Genomic DNA, 13,275 nt, shown 5'->3' on the forward strand with positions numbered 1-13,275 from the left:
TTCCTTTTCTGCGTTTAGCGCTGAGATAAACGGTTATGGTCGCGCGTCAATCGCGCAGCGGCGTTTCTGCCGTGGCCAGCGCATCGGCCAAGCGCTGCTGCGCAGAGCCGGGTCGCAGGGGTTTGGGCTGGCTGTCCGCCGGTGCCCAGCCCGCCAGAAAGACCAGCTCAAAGCTTGCTTTGATGCGCCCCTCTGGCGTGGCGTAGTGGTCGCGGTAAAGCTGCCCCGCCGCGTCAAAGATCGCGCGGCCACTCGGACGGCGCAGACGGCTGGTCAGCGCGTTGGCCTCTCCCATGGCGCGCAGGTCGCGCATCAGGTGCCAGATATCGCTGTATTCTGTCGTCAGCGTCACGGAATCCGCCACCGGCAGCGCAAGCCCCGCCCGTTGCAGTAGCCCGCCGATATCACGCAACTCGGCCATAGGGGCGATCCGCGGCGACAGCCCACCGGTGATCGACGCCTCGGCCTGACCCAGACAGGCGCGCAGCTCGTGCAGGGTCTGCCCGCCGAAACCAACGCTTAAAAACAGCCCATCGGGTTGCAGGGCACGGCGTGACTGGATGATCTGACCCACCGGATCATTCGCCCAATGCATCCCCATCGCATGGACCACCAGATCATGCGCGCCTTGGGTCAGCGAAAGCGTATCGGTGTCCTCCACCAGCGTCGCGGAGGGGTGCAGCGCGCCCCAGACCTGCGGGAAGCCGGTGACAATCGCCGCTGACTTAAAGGTTCTGTTAACCAGCGACAGCCGATCATCGACCTCTTCAAGCGCGGCGCGGTGCAGGAACAGGGCGTCATCGGTGGCGCGGCTGCGGTTGCGGGTCAGCGCCGCGCGATCGGTCAGGGTGTGTGAAGCGTTCATGAAAGGATAATAAGATCATGCGAGACCAGTTACAAACCGCTGTTGCGCTGATTTACCCGCCGTCCTGTCTGGCGTGCGGGGCGTGGGTGGCTGCACATGGGGGGCTGTGCGGCCCGTGCTGGCGCGACACGGGGTTCATCGAAGGTGTGGTCTGCGAAACCTGCGGTATTCCCTTGCTGGGCGATCTGTCCGAGACAGACGTGCGCTGCGACGCGTGCCTTGCCGCGCCGCCGCCGTGGGACCACGGGCGCGCAGCCCTTTTGTACCGAGATACCGGCCGCCGACTGGTGCTGGCGCTGAAACACGGCGACCGTCAGGACATCGCCAAACCCGCAGGACACTGGATGGCGCAGGTGATTGCGCCCTTCGTCACGCCTGAAACTTTGGTGGTGCCTGTGCCGCTGCATTACGCGCGGCTGTGGAAGCGGCGGTTCAACCAATCGGCCCTGCTGGCCCGTGCACTTGCCCGCGAACACAAGCTCGGGTGGTGCCCCGACGCGCTGCGCCGCGTCCGACGCACCGCCGCGCTAGAGGGGAAGGGACGCCGCGAACGCTTTGCCTATCTGGATGGCGCGATCACCGCCCATCCCCGCCGCGCTGACCTGCTGCGTGACCGTCCGGTGCTGTTGGTGGATGACGTGATGACATCGGGCGCGACATTACAGGCGTCGGCGCGGGCCTGTCTGGACGCACGCGCAGGGCCAATCTGCGTCGTGACACTGGCAAGAGTGGCAAAAGATACTTAAGTCTTGATCCAACCCATTTGTTGAAAGGACATCAACATGCAACCTGTTGAGATCTATACCTCCCCGCTGTGCGGCTTTTGCCATGCCGCCAAACGTCTGCTGAATGAAAAAGGCGTGAGCTTTGCCGAGGTCGACGTGCTTGCCCAGCCAGAACGTAAGTCCGAGATGATCGAACGTGCCAATGGCGGGCGCACTGTGCCGCAGATCTTTATCGGCGACACCCATGTCGGCGGCTGTGATGACCTTTACGCGCTTGAGCGCGCGGGCAAGCTGGACGCTTTGTTGGCCTCCTGATGCAGGCGGCGCTGATCCAGCTGAACGTCAGCGATACACCGGCCCGCAATCTGGCGGGCACGGTAGAGATGGTGCGCGATGCCGCGGCGCAGGGGGCGGCGTTTGTCCTCACGCCCGAGGTCACGAACTGCGTCTCGACCAGCCGCGACCACCAGCGCAGCGTTTTGCAGCACGAAGACGATGACATCACCCTCGCCGCCCTGCGGGATGTGGCGCAAGAGGCGGGCATCTGGCTGCTGATCGGATCGCTTGGGCTGAAAACGCGGGATGCGGACGGGCGCTTTGCCAACCGGTCGTTCCTGATTGATCCGCAGGGGCAGATCAAAGCCCGCTACGACAAGATCCATATGTTCGACGTGGATATCGACGCGGGCGAAAGCTACCGCGAATCGGCAGGCTACCGCCCCGGCGATCAGGCGGTTGTGGCGCAGACGCCTTTCGCCAAAATCGGGATGAGCATCTGCTATGACATGCGCTTTCCCAAGCTCTATCAGGCGTTGGTGGATGCGGGGGCCACGATCCTGACCATGCCCGCCGCGTTTTCGCCCGTGACCGGTGCCGCGCATTGGCACATGCTGCTGCGGGCCCGCGCGATCGAGACAGGGTGTTTCGTGTTGGCCCCCGCGCAGACCGGCACCCATGCCAGCGACAGCCACAAGACCCGCGACACCTACGGCCATTCGCTGGTTGTTGCCCCGTGGGGCGAGGTGCTGCTGGATGCGGGCACCGCGCCGGGCATTTATCCGTTCACGCTGGACATGGCGCGTGTACATCAGGCACGTACCCGCGTACCCAGTCTTGCCAACCGGCGGGATTTCAAGGCACCTTAGTAACGGCTTATGACGGAAAATCGAAACTCACTTGCGATCACGTTGATCAGCGAATTGCTGTCGGCTGATCAACGGATGCGCAACCGGCTGACCCGGGCGCTGCCCAAAGGCATGGAGATTTCGCATTTTTCGGTGCTGAACAATCTGGCCTGGCATGACGGCGAAAAGACCCCCGCGCAGCTGGCCGAGACGTTCAATGTCACCCGTGGCGCGATGACGAACACGCTGAATAAACTGGTCTGGGCGGGCTATGTGCATATCCGCCCCGATTGGGACGATGCGCGGCGCAAGATGGTGGCGATCAGCCCCGCAGGGCGCAATGCGCGGGATCATGCGATCCGGCAAATTTCGCCGTTGATCAATGACGTGGCCGATGATCTGGGCGAGGAGCAGGTGCGTGCCACGCTTGATACCCTGCGCGCCCTGCGGCGCCAGCTTGAAGGCTGACGCCGGTTTGGGTCACTCTGGCTTCAGGCTGGCGGTGACGTAGTTCACGCTCAGGTCACGGTCCGACAGACGCCACGACCATGTGATCGGGTTAAACACGAAGCCTTTGCGATCCACCGCCGTCAGGCCCGCCTTGTGCAGCAGGTCAAAGAGTTCATCCGGCGTGATGAATTTCGACCATTCATGGGTGCCCTTGGGCAGCCAGCGCATCACGTGCTCTGCCCCGACAATCGCCATCATGAAAGACTTGGGGTTTCGGTTCAGCGTTGAACAGATGTGCAGCCCGCCGGGTTTCAGCAGGGTGCGGCAGGCGATCAGATAATCGATAGGAGAGGCGACATGTTCGACCACCTCCATGTTCAGCACTACGTCGAATTGTTCCCCCGCTTCGGCGAGCGCCTCGGCTGTGGTGTGACGATAGTCGATGTCGAGCCCCGATTGCTGCGCATGGACCTGCGCGACGGGGATGTTGCCTGCTGCGGCATCGGCACCGACCACGGTCGCACCCAACCGCGCCATCGGTTCCGACAGCAGCCCGCCGCCACAGCCGATGTCCAGAATCCGCAGCCCGCGAAACGGCTCGGGCGATTTCAGGTCACGGTCGAACTCTCCGGCGATTTGGGAGGTGATGTAATCCAGACGGCAGGGATTGAGCATATGCAGCGGCTTGAACTTGCCGTTCTCGTCCCACCATTCGGCGGCCATGGCCTGAAACTTTTCGATCTCGGCGGGGTCAACAGTGCTTTGAGGCGCTTGCATTCTGATCTCTCTGTGCTCTTTTGGGTCCAATGACTATATAGGGCTGTAATGGACAAAATCCCGGACCAAAAGCGCGCAGTGCAATATCTTCACCCGCCGATCGATCCCTTCGATCAGCGGATGATGGATGTGGGCGATGGTCATTCGATCTATGTCGAGCAATGCGGCAACCCCGATGGCATTCCCGTGGTGGTCCTGCATGGCGGCCCCGGCGGCGGGTGCAGCCCGTCGATGCGGCGCTATTTCGATCCGGCAAAATATCACGTGATCCTGTTTGACCAACGCGGGTGCGGGCGGTCCAAGCCTTTTGCGTCGGTCCTCAATAACACCACATGGGATCTGGTCGCGGATATCGAACGCATCCGCAAAGCGCTTGGCATCGAGAAATGGATTGCCTTTGGGGGCAGCTGGGGCGCGACGCTGGCGTTGATCTATGCCGAAACCCACCCCGAGAGGGTGCGCAACATCATCCTGCGCGGCGTTTTCATGATGACGCAGGCGGAGCTTGACTGGTTCTATGGCGGCGGCGCGGGCAAGTTCTGGCCCGATCTTTGGGCGCGGTTTACCGGCCTGATCCCCGAAGCCGAGCACGGCGATCTGATCGCCGCCTACCACCGGCGGCTGTTCTGCGGTGACCGCATGACCGAGGTGAAATACGGCAAGGCCTGGGCCGCGTGGGAAAACGCGCTGGCTTCGATCCATGCGTCGGGCGGATCGTATGAGGGACCGGGGGAATATTCGCGCACCTTCGCCCGGCTTGAGAATCACTATTTCACCAACGCCGGATTTCTTGAGTTTGACGGCCAGATCCTTGCGCATGTGGACCGCATTGCCCATATCCCCGGCGTGATTGTGCAAGGCCGCTACGATATGATTTGCCCCCCCTCCAGCGCGTATGAACTGGCGCAGGCTTGGCCTAATGCCGAGCTGAAGATGGTGCGCAATGCCGGTCATGCGCTGTCTGAGCCCGGCATCAGCGCCGAACTGGTGCGCACGATGGACAGGATTGCCGCGCAATGACCCGCTCTTTGATGGATCGCCGTGCTTTATTTGCCTCGGGTGCTGCGGCGGCCTTGCTGGCGGCGACAGGTGTGTCTGCGGCGTCCATGCCCAAAGCGGGCGGGCGGTTGCGGATGGCGCTGTCGGGCGCGGCGCGCAGCGATACTTGGGGGCAGGGCGATGGCCTGTTCATGCAGGTGGCGCGGCAGGGGCTAATCTTTGATACGCTGACCGAAATCGCCGCTGACGGCACCCTGCGCGGAGAGCTGGCAACAGCCTGGCAAGGCAGCGCCGACGGGCGCGTCTGGCTGGTCGATCTGCGCAAGGATGTGCTGTTTCACGATCAACGCCCCATGACCGCGCGCGATGTTGTCGCGTCCCTCGCGCTGGACGGTGTGGTAGAGGCGACGGGCCCCCATCAGCTGCGCATCACGATGGATGCGCCCGCGATGGACTTGCCCTTTACGCTGGCGGACCCGCGTCATGTGATCCGCGCCGCCCACGCGATGGACGAAGGCATCGGCACAGGCCTGTACCGTCTGCGAAGATTTACGCCGGGTCAGCAGGTTTTGGCCGAACGTGTGGCGGATCACTACAAAGGGCGCAGCGCCGGCTGGTTCGATACGGTTGAACTGGTGTCCATTCCCGCGCAGCAGGTCCGTGCGCAGGCGATGGCTGAATATCTGGTCGAAGCGGCAGACCTGAATGATGGCGAAGCCCTTCAATCCTATGATGATATTGCCTTGCTGCCCCATGCACGCGGGGTGACCCATGCGGTGTCACGCAGCATCGCCATGCCCCTGCGCACCGGCCAGCATCGCCCGTTGGACAACCTGCGCGCCGCCGAACGCTGGTGGCTGGCCTAAGCAGGGCAGGCACACGGGGCTTGCAGTTTCACAGATACGGGCGTATATGACGTCTCAACAGCGGCGCATCGGGGTCCACACCTGAGGCTCCACCGATCTTGAACACGGGCCGCGCGCCCGTTTTTTTGTGCCTGCTCGAAACTGCAGGATGATAGTGAGATTATGAACAACGACCTGATTGCAAAAGCAGCCATTGATCGCCGCATGGCCGAGATCATCACACCGGTGATCGAGGATATGGGGTTTGAACTGGTGCGCGTTCGCCTGATGTCGGGCAAGTCGACGACATTGCAGGTGATGGCAGACCGTCCCGATGGCGGTATCGAGGTGGACGAGCTGGCCCTGATCAGCCAATCCATCAGCGCTGTCATGGATGTCGAGGATCCGATCCTTGATGAATACACCCTTGAAGTGTCGAGCCCCGGCATCGACCGCCCGCTGACGCGGCTCAAGGATTTCGAGATGTTCGAGGGCTATGAGGCCAAGATCGAGACCGGCGAACTGATCGACGGCCGCCGCCGCTTTAAGGGCGAGCTGGCAGGCGTCGAGGATGACGAGGTGCTGATCAACGTCGAGGAAGGCACCATCGGGCTCAAGTTCGATTGGCTGACCGACGCCAAACTGGTTCTGACCGACGATCTGATCAAAGAAATGCTGCGCCAACGCAAAGCGTCCGGTGCGATTGACGAAACCAAATTCGATGACATCGAGACCGAAGGGTCCACCGAGGGAGACGACTAAATGGCCATTACATCTGCCAACCAGCTGGAACTGCTGCAAACCGCCGAGGCTGTGGCCCGCGAAAAGATGATCGACCCCAATCTCGTGGTTGAAGCGATGGAAGAATCGCTCGCTCGGGCGGCGAAGTCGCGCTACGGCGCTGAGATGGACATTCGCGTTTCCATCGACCGCAAGACCGGTCGCGCGACCTTTACCCGTGTGCGTACGGTTGTGGCCGATGACGAGCTTGAGAACTATCAGGCGGAGTTCACGGTAGAGCAGGCCAAGCAGTATATGGCCAACCCCGAAGTCGGTCAGGAATTCAGCGAAGAAGTTCCACCGGTTGAAATGGGCCGTATCGCCGCGCAATCCGCCAAGCAGGTGATCTTGCAGAAGGTCCGCGAAGCCGAGCGTGACCGCCAGTACGAAGAATTCAAGGACCGCGCCGGCACGATCATCAACGGTCTGGTCAAGCGCGAGGAATATGGCAACGTTATCGTCGATGTGGGCGCTGGCGAAGCGATCCTGCGTCGCAACGAGAAAATCGGCCGCGAAAGCTATCGCCCGAATGACCGTATCCGCGTGTACATCAAGGATGTGCGTCGCGAACAGCGTGGCCCGCAGATTTTCCTGAGCCGCACCGCGCCCGAATTCATGGCCGAGCTGTTCAAGATGGAAGTGCCTGAAATCTATGACGGCATCATCGAGATCAAAGCCGTTGCCCGTGACCCAGGTTCGCGCGCGAAAATCGCTGTCATCTCTTATGATGGCTCCATCGACCCTGTGGGGGCCTGCGTTGGTATGCGCGGCAGCCGCGTTCAGGCCGTTGTGAACGAGCTTCAGGGCGAAAAGATCGACATTATCCCGTGGAACGAAGACCAGCCGACGTTCCTTGTGAACGCGCTTCAGCCTGCCGAGGTCTCCAAGGTTGTTCTGGACGAGGAAGCGGGCAAGATCGAAGTCGTCGTTCCCGAAGAACAACTGTCGCTGGCGATTGGTCGTCGTGGTCAGAACGTGCGTCTGGCGTCGCAGCTGACCGGTCTGGACATCGACATCATGACCGAAGAGCAAGAGAGCCAGCGCCGTCAGGCAGAGTTCGAACTGCGCACCAAGCTGTTCATGGATAATCTGGATCTGGACGAATTCTTTGCCCAGCTTCTGGTCTCCGAAGGGTTCACCAACCTCGAAGAAGTCGCCTATGTCGAAGTGGACGAGCTGCTGGTCATCGACGGTGTTGACGAAGACACCGCAAGCGAGCTGCAAGCCCGCGCCCGTGACGTGATCGAAGCGCAGAACAAAGCGGCGCTTGATGCGGCGCGCGCCTTGGGTGTGGACGACACGCTTATTGAATTCGACGGTCTGACACCCCAAATGATTGAGGCACTGGCCAAAGACGACGTTAAAACGCTCGAAGATTTCGCGACTTGCGCGGATTGGGAGCTGGCCGGTGGCTGGACTACCGTGAATGGCGAACGCACCAAGGATGAAGGGACACTTGAACCTTTCGATCTGTCGCTGGAAGATGCGCAAAAGCTGATCATGACCGCGCGCGTCCTGCTGGGCTGGGTCGATCCTGCGGAGCTTGAAGCGGATGATGTCGACGAAGAATTCGATGCCGACATCGACACGGACGAGGAGGCCGAGGCCTGATCGCGGGGCCTTGGGGAACGATATGACACGTGGTGGCGTTTCTAAAGACCGGCAAGACGGTCCCGAACGAAAGTGTATCGCCACTGGCGAGGCGCAGCCCAAAAACGGGCTGATCCGCTTTGTCATTGGTCCCGACATGCATGTTTTCCCGGATATAATGGGGAAACTGCCCGGTCGGGGGATGTATGTGTCAGCGGATCGGGCCGCGTTGGAAAAAGCGGCCAAGAAGGGTCTGTTCGCCCGCTCGGCCAAGCAACCTGTCAAGGTTGCGGATGATTTGGTGGATGAAGTTGAAAAGCAACTTGTCCGCCGTGTGGTTGACCTGATTTCGTTGCAACGCAAGGCGGGCAAGGCCGTTGCGGGCTACGAAAAAGTCAAAGGTTGGCTGCAAATGGAAGAAGCCGAAGTGTTGATCCAGGCAGTAGATGGATCGGGCCGCGGCAAATCGAAACTAAGCACGCCGCATTACGGCCATTACATTGGCTGGCTGACGGCAGACGAATTGGGTTTGGCTTTCGGACGCCAAACTGTGATACATGGGGCGCTCGCCTCTGGTGGTCTTACCTCTCGTGTTGTAGAGGAGGCTCAGCGGTTAAAAGGCGTGCGCATAAACGAGGGTGGCAACGGTCACCCGAAAGGATAGACGAGCTTCATGAGCGATAGTGACGGCAAAAAGACATTGGGCCTGCGGGGAGCGTCTTCGCGTCCCGGCAACGTAAAGCAAAGCTTTAGCCACGGGCGGACGAAAAACGTCGTGGTCGAAACCAAGCGCAAGCGCGTTGTGGTGCCCAAACCTGCTGGCGCAAAAGCCGGCGGCGGTAGCAATCCATCGCTCGGGGATCCCTCCAAGCGTCCGGCAGGGATCACCGATTCCGAAATGGAACGCCGGTTGAAGGCGGTTCAGGCTGCCCGCGCCCGCGAGGCGGAAGAAGCCGAAGCACGCGCAGCCGAGGAAAAGGCCCGCGCGGAAGACCGCGAACGCCGTCGTGCCGAGATCGAGGCGAAGGAAGCCGAAGAGCGTGAGCGCGAGGAAAGCCTGAAGGCGAAAGCCGAAGAGGACGAGCGCCGCAAGAAAGAAGCGGAAGCCGCAGCAGCCGCTGCCGCAGCCCCCGCAGCGGCCCCTGCCGCGCCGCGTTCGCCGAACATCAAATCCGGCGCACCGACCCCTGCGGCCCGCAAGAAAGAAGGCGACCGCGAGGAAACCAACAAGCGCAACAAGGGTGGCGACGATAGCCGTCGTTCCGGGAAACTGACGCTGAACCAGGCTTTGTCCGGTGGCGAAGGTGGCCGTCAACGGTCCATGGCGCAGATGAAACGCAAGCAGGAACGCCAGCGCCAGAAGGCAATGGGCGGTTCGGTTGAGCGTGAAAAGGTCGTGCGCAACGTCAACCTGCCTCCGGCGATCGTGGTTTCCGAACTGGCGAACCGGATGGCCGAACGCGTTGGCGCTGTCGTCAAAGCATTGATGACAAACGGCATGATGGTCACACAGAACGAAACCATCGACGCTGACACAGCCGAGCTGATCATCGAGGAATTCGGCCACAAAGTGGTGCGCGTTTCCGACGCTGACGTTGAAGACGTGATCAAGGAAGCCGAAGACGATCCGAAAGATCTGGTCTCGCGTCCTCCGGTCATCACGATCATGGGCCACGTTGACCACGGTAAGACATCGCTGCTTGACGCGATCCGCAAAGCCAAGGTTCAGTCCGGCGAAGCGGGCGGTATCACGCAGCACATCGGTGCCTATCAGGTCACAACCGACAACGGTCAGGTTCTGAGCTTCCTCGATACACCGGGCCACGCGGCCTTTACCTCGATGCGGTCGCGCGGTGCGCAAGTCACCGACATCGTCGTTCTGGTGGTCGCGGCGGATGATGCTGTGATGCCTCAGACGATCGAAGCGATTAACCACGCGAAAGCGGCCAAGGTGCCGATGATCGTGGCGATCAACAAGATCGACAAATACGAAGCCAACCCTGACAAAGTCCGTACGGACCTACTGCAGCACGAGGTCATCGTTGAAAAGATGTCCGGTGAAACACAGGACGTCGAAGTATCGGCAACCACGGGTCAAGGTCTGGACGAACTGCTGGAAGCCATCGCGCTGCAAGCAGAACTGCTGGAACTGAAAGCGAACCCGAACCGCGCCGCGGTCGGTGCCGTGATCGAAGCGCAGCTTGACGTGGGCCGCGGCCCCGTTGCGACTGTTCTTGTTCAGAACGGTACGCTGCGTCAGGGCGACATCTTTGTTGTGGGCGAGCAGTACGGTAAGGTCCGTGCGCTGATCAACGATCAGGGCGAGCGCGTGAAAGAAGCAGGCCCGTCCGTGCCGGTAGAGGTGCTTGGCCTTAACGGGACACCGGGTGCGGGCGACGTTCTGAACGTCACCGACACCGAAGCGCAGGCGCGCGAGATTGCGGAATACCGTGAAAAAGCCGCCAAAGACAAACGCGCTGCGGCTGGTGCTGCGACGACGCTGGAACAGCTGATGGCGAACGCCAAGGTGAACGAAACCATTAGCGAGCTGCCTTTGTTGATCAAAGCAGACGTTCAGGGTTCTGCCGAAGCGATCGTTCAAGCGATGGAGAAAATCGGCAACGACGAAGTCCGCGTGCGCGTCCTTCACTCGGGCGTGGGTGCGATCACCGACACTGACGTTGGTCTTGCCGAAGCCTCCAACGCGCCGATCATCGGTTTCAACGTCCGTGCAAACGCATCGGCCCGTGCCTCGGCCAACCAGAAGGGTGTCGAGATCCGGTATTACTCTGTCATCTATGACATGGTTGATGATGTGAAAGCTGCCGCAAGCGGCCTGCTGAGCAACGAGATCCGCGAACACTTCATCGGCTATGCGTCGATCAAAGAGGTGTTCAAAGTGACCGGCGTTGGCAAGGTTGCGGGCTGTCTGGTGACCGAAGGCAAAGCAAGCCGCGCCGCTGGTGTGCGCCTGCTGCGCGACGATGTCGTGATCCACGAAGGCACGCTGAAAACGCTCAAGCGCTTCAAGGACGAAGTTGCCGAAGTACCGTCAGGCCAGGAATGTGGTATGGCGTTCGAGAACTACGAAGACATCCGTCCGGGCGACGTTATCGAAATCTTCACACGTGAAGAAGTCGTGCGTACGCTGGACTAAGTTACACTTCGTCCGAAATCTGATGACCAGAAGCCCGGTTAAATGTCCGGGCTTCTGTCGTTTCGAACACCCGTTTGTCTTCGTTAAAGCTCAGCCGGTCGACACAGACCTGATCGTCCGAGATTTTCACAAGGTTGAAATCATTCGGCTCTCCGCGCACGCGAGACGACAGGCTGGTCCCCGCATGCAACTGGATCGCCGTGGTGCCGCCGGATTCGACGGTAAAATTCTCTGCGTGCCACGTGTGGAGGTGCCCCGACAGGATCAGGTTCGCCCCGCAAGACAGCAGCTTTTCCAGCGCGATTTCGGCACCGGGTATGGGCTTTTTCTTGGTGTGATTGGGATGCTCTAGCGGGTGATGCACCACCAACACGCGGGCTTTGCGCGCGGCGGTGTCGTCCATCGCCTTGCAGGCATGCGCGATGCGCCCTGCCGTCAGCTTTCCCGTCTGCCACGAAAAGCGATCGACCGAGTTGATGCCGATGACGACCATATCATCGTCCTCATACCGAGGCGTCAGATCGGCGTTGATCCATTTGCGATACCTGCGCCATGGCATGAAAAACCGCTGAAACGGGCGGTCAAGCAGGACATCGTGGTTCCCCGGCACACCCAAGACAGGCGCGTTGATCCGCTGGATAAAGTTATGCGCTTCCTCGAACTGGCTCCGCCGCGCACGCTGCGTGAAATCGCCCGAGATGGCGACCATATCGGGGTTCAATTCGTTCACACAAGAGAGCAGCGGTTCCAGCAGGTCGGGTCGATCCTTGCCAAAGTGTAAATCTGAGAGATGCACCAATGTGCTCATCTGACGGCCTCGTTAAATTCGGCAGGAACGATCAGTTGCAGGGCCTCGCGCTGCATGTGCAGTTTGAACGGGCCTTTCATGCGGCTTAGCTCTCCGTCGCGGGCGACGGGGCGTGATTTATGCGGCATCTCAAGCGTGATCTCGTTCCCGCAGTGCATTTGATAGTCGGTTTCACGTTTCGCGACCCCAAGGGCCAGCGCGGCAGCGTGTTTGAACAGCCCCCAGCGGTTGGTATCGGGGGCAACCAGCAGCACCATGCCGCCCTTGGCGATACAGTCTTCGCCGCTCAGCCCCATTTGATTCAGCTGAAAGGCGTTGCTGATCGCAAAGACCAGCGGTGTCCTATGTTTAAAGGATTTGCCATCAATCGTCACCGTCAGCCTGAGCGGCGCGCGGAGTGTTGCCAGCGCTTTGACCACCGACCAATAGGCCGCAACACGGCTGCGACCCCAGCGGTCATAGATGCCTTCGCGGGTTTTCAGAATGGCGGCATAGGCCCCGATGCTGGCGTTGTTCAGAAACGCGTTGCCATTGATCTTGGCGATGTCCGTGGGGCGCAGGATGCCTTTGGCGATGACATCCACGGCTTCGTCAACGGTTTCGGGCAGGTTCAGCGAACGGGCGAAATAGTTAAAGGTGCCTGCGGGAATAATCCCCATCTGGTTGGGCACATGCGCCAAGCCCGAGGCGACGCCGCTGATCGTTCCGTCGCCGCCTGACGCGACGATGGTGGCATCGGGGTTCGCCTCGGCAGTCGATTGCGCCACCTGTCCCAAATCCGCGCCATTGGGCGAGAATTCAACGAAGCTGACGGGAATGTCGTGGTGTTGAAACCTGTCTGAAATCCGGGACTTACGCTCTGTCCCGTCTTGGCGGCCGGAACCTCTGTTCAGAATAACGATAACACGTTGAGGCTTCATGATTGATCCATCCTTGATGACCTAAGCAAACGCTTGGGGCAGGGGGATGGTTCAGATGTTTTGCGTGTGCCTGATCAGTTCCGGCGCTGGATTGGCTTGCCGGTATAGATCGCGTCATCAACCTTAACCGATACGCGGCCGTCGGGCATGTCGCGGACGAAAATACCCTGGACGGATACGGTGGAACCGATGGTGATTGTGCGAAGCATTGCTTCCTCCCAGAAGAACCTGAAGT

Annotated in this window: 15 protein-coding genes; 10 read left to right on the plus strand and 5 right to left on the minus strand. The window is 60.5% G+C overall.

Features of this window, described 5'->3' with window-relative positions:
* Positions 1-46: 46 nt before the first annotated feature.
* A complete protein-coding gene (locus tag ACNQ62_RS03160) occupies positions 47-865 on the minus strand; it encodes a hypothetical protein (protein WP_064217208.1) in 819 nt (272 codons plus the stop codon).
* 17 nt (positions 866-882) lie between these two features.
* Here ACNQ62_RS03160 and ACNQ62_RS03165 point away from each other — a divergent pair, with 17 nt between their 5' ends.
* Genes ACNQ62_RS03165 through ACNQ62_RS03180 form a run of 4 tightly spaced genes read left to right on the plus strand, consistent with a single transcriptional unit; the run spans position 883 to position 3,182 of the window.
* Positions 883-1,611 (plus strand): double zinc ribbon domain-containing protein, encoded by a 729-nt coding sequence (locus ACNQ62_RS03165; protein WP_418094178.1) that lies wholly within the window; start codon positions 883-885, stop codon positions 1,609-1,611.
* Between the two features lie 36 nt (positions 1,612-1,647).
* Positions 1,648-1,905 carry a glutaredoxin 3 gene (grxC, locus tag ACNQ62_RS03170; RefSeq protein ID WP_005850844.1) on the plus strand — a complete coding sequence of 86 codons (258 nt, stop codon included), beginning with the start codon at positions 1,648-1,650 and terminating at the stop codon, positions 1,903-1,905.
* Positions 1,905-2,735 (plus strand): carbon-nitrogen hydrolase family protein, encoded by an 831-nt coding sequence (locus ACNQ62_RS03175; protein ID WP_418094179.1) that lies wholly within the window; start codon positions 1,905-1,907, stop codon positions 2,733-2,735. Before grxC ends, ACNQ62_RS03175 begins: the two co-directional genes overlap by 1 nt.
* A gap of 9 nt (positions 2,736-2,744) precedes the next feature.
* Positions 2,745-3,182 (plus strand): MarR family winged helix-turn-helix transcriptional regulator, encoded by a 438-nt coding sequence (locus tag ACNQ62_RS03180; protein ID WP_418094180.1) that lies wholly within the window; start codon positions 2,745-2,747, stop codon positions 3,180-3,182.
* Positions 3,183-3,194: 12 nt separating this feature from the next.
* Here the strand turns inward: ACNQ62_RS03180 and ubiG are convergent, their stop codons facing one another.
* Positions 3,195-3,941 carry a bifunctional 2-polyprenyl-6-hydroxyphenol methylase/3-demethylubiquinol 3-O-methyltransferase UbiG gene (gene ubiG / locus ACNQ62_RS03185; protein WP_064217204.1) on the minus strand — a complete coding sequence of 249 codons (747 nt, stop codon included), beginning with the start codon at positions 3,939-3,941 and terminating at the stop codon, positions 3,195-3,197.
* 48 nt (positions 3,942-3,989) lie between these two features.
* Here ubiG and pip point away from each other — a divergent pair, with 48 nt between their 5' ends.
* From pip to infB, 6 genes are all read left to right on the plus strand, one after another.
* Positions 3,990-4,961, plus strand: a complete 972-nt coding sequence (gene pip, locus ACNQ62_RS03190; protein WP_418094181.1) for a prolyl aminopeptidase — start codon at positions 3,990-3,992, stop codon at positions 4,959-4,961.
* Complete coding sequence (locus ACNQ62_RS03195; protein WP_418094182.1) at positions 4,958-5,806, plus strand: ABC transporter substrate-binding protein; 849 nt, start codon at positions 4,958-4,960, stop codon at positions 5,804-5,806. Before pip ends, ACNQ62_RS03195 begins: the two co-directional genes overlap by 4 nt.
* Positions 5,807-5,968: 162 nt before the next feature.
* Positions 5,969-6,547: a ribosome maturation factor RimP gene (rimP, locus tag ACNQ62_RS03200; protein WP_005850854.1), complete on the plus strand. Its 579-nt coding sequence runs from the start codon at positions 5,969-5,971 to the stop codon at positions 6,545-6,547.
* The gene (nusA, locus tag ACNQ62_RS03205) at positions 6,548-8,176 is read left to right on the plus strand and encodes a transcription termination factor NusA (protein ID WP_005850855.1); all 1,629 of its coding nucleotides are present in this window, start codon (positions 6,548-6,550) and stop codon (positions 8,174-8,176) included.
* Positions 8,177-8,198: 22 nt separating this feature from the next.
* Positions 8,199-8,819 carry an RNA-binding protein gene (locus ACNQ62_RS03210; protein ID WP_005850857.1) on the plus strand — a complete coding sequence of 207 codons (621 nt, stop codon included), beginning with the start codon at positions 8,199-8,201 and terminating at the stop codon, positions 8,817-8,819.
* Between the two features lie 9 nt (positions 8,820-8,828).
* On the plus strand, positions 8,829-11,312 hold the full coding sequence (gene infB / locus ACNQ62_RS03215; protein WP_005850858.1) for a translation initiation factor IF-2: 2,484 nt from the start codon (positions 8,829-8,831) through the stop codon (positions 11,310-11,312).
* A 1-nt stretch (position 11,313) separates the two neighbouring features.
* Here the strand turns inward: infB and ACNQ62_RS03220 are convergent, their stop codons facing one another.
* The 3 genes from ACNQ62_RS03220 to ACNQ62_RS03230 all read right to left on the minus strand — a co-directional run bounded on the left by ACNQ62_RS03220 (position 11,314) and on the right by ACNQ62_RS03230 (position 13,249).
* On the minus strand, positions 11,314-12,120 hold the full coding sequence (locus ACNQ62_RS03220) for a metallophosphoesterase family protein (protein WP_418094183.1): 807 nt from the start codon (positions 12,118-12,120) through the stop codon (positions 11,314-11,316).
* Complete coding sequence (locus ACNQ62_RS03225; protein ID WP_418094184.1) at positions 12,117-13,040, minus strand: diacylglycerol/lipid kinase family protein; 924 nt, start codon at positions 13,038-13,040, stop codon at positions 12,117-12,119. Before ACNQ62_RS03225 ends, ACNQ62_RS03220 begins: the two co-directional genes overlap by 4 nt.
* A gap of 74 nt (positions 13,041-13,114) precedes the next feature.
* A complete protein-coding gene (locus tag ACNQ62_RS03230) occupies positions 13,115-13,249 on the minus strand; it encodes a hypothetical protein (RefSeq protein WP_005850863.1) in 135 nt (44 codons plus the stop codon).
* Positions 13,250-13,275: the final 26 nt, after the last annotated feature.

The sequence above is a fragment of the Sulfitobacter sp. SBS6 genome (assembly GCF_048285585.1).
Classification (GTDB): Bacteria; Pseudomonadota; Alphaproteobacteria; order Rhodobacterales; family Rhodobacteraceae; genus Sulfitobacter; species Sulfitobacter pontiacus.

Bases quoted from the DNA above. Each gene is read 5' to 3' on its own strand.
- ACNQ62_RS03160 (WP_064217208.1), bottom strand. From the start codon at position 865: ATGAACGCTTCACACACCCTGACCGATCGCGCGGCGCTGACCCGCAAC.
- ACNQ62_RS03165 (WP_418094178.1), top strand. From the start codon at position 883: ATGCGAGACCAGTTACAAACCGCTGTTGCGCTGATTTACCCGCCGTCC.
- grxC (WP_005850844.1), top strand. From the start codon at position 1,648: ATGCAACCTGTTGAGATCTATACCTCCCCGCTGTGCGGCTTTTGCCAT.
- ACNQ62_RS03175 (WP_418094179.1), top strand. From the start codon at position 1,905: ATGCAGGCGGCGCTGATCCAGCTGAACGTCAGCGATACACCGGCCCGC.
- ACNQ62_RS03180 (WP_418094180.1), top strand. From the start codon at position 2,745: ATGACGGAAAATCGAAACTCACTTGCGATCACGTTGATCAGCGAATTG.
- ubiG (WP_064217204.1), bottom strand. From the start codon at position 3,941: ATGCAAGCGCCTCAAAGCACTGTTGACCCCGCCGAGATCGAAAAGTTT.
- pip (WP_418094181.1), top strand. From the start codon at position 3,990: ATGGACAAAATCCCGGACCAAAAGCGCGCAGTGCAATATCTTCACCCG.
- ACNQ62_RS03195 (WP_418094182.1), top strand. From the start codon at position 4,958: ATGACCCGCTCTTTGATGGATCGCCGTGCTTTATTTGCCTCGGGTGCT.
- rimP (WP_005850854.1), top strand. From the start codon at position 5,969: ATGAACAACGACCTGATTGCAAAAGCAGCCATTGATCGCCGCATGGCC.
- nusA (WP_005850855.1), top strand. From the start codon at position 6,548: ATGGCCATTACATCTGCCAACCAGCTGGAACTGCTGCAAACCGCCGAG.
- ACNQ62_RS03210 (WP_005850857.1), top strand. From the start codon at position 8,199: ATGACACGTGGTGGCGTTTCTAAAGACCGGCAAGACGGTCCCGAACGA.
- infB (WP_005850858.1), top strand. From the start codon at position 8,829: ATGAGCGATAGTGACGGCAAAAAGACATTGGGCCTGCGGGGAGCGTCT.
- ACNQ62_RS03220 (WP_418094183.1), bottom strand. From the start codon at position 12,120: ATGAGCACATTGGTGCATCTCTCAGATTTACACTTTGGCAAGGATCGA.
- ACNQ62_RS03225 (WP_418094184.1), bottom strand. From the start codon at position 13,040: ATGAAGCCTCAACGTGTTATCGTTATTCTGAACAGAGGTTCCGGCCGC.
- ACNQ62_RS03230 (WP_005850863.1), bottom strand. From the start codon at position 13,249: ATGCTTCGCACAATCACCATCGGTTCCACCGTATCCGTCCAGGGTATT.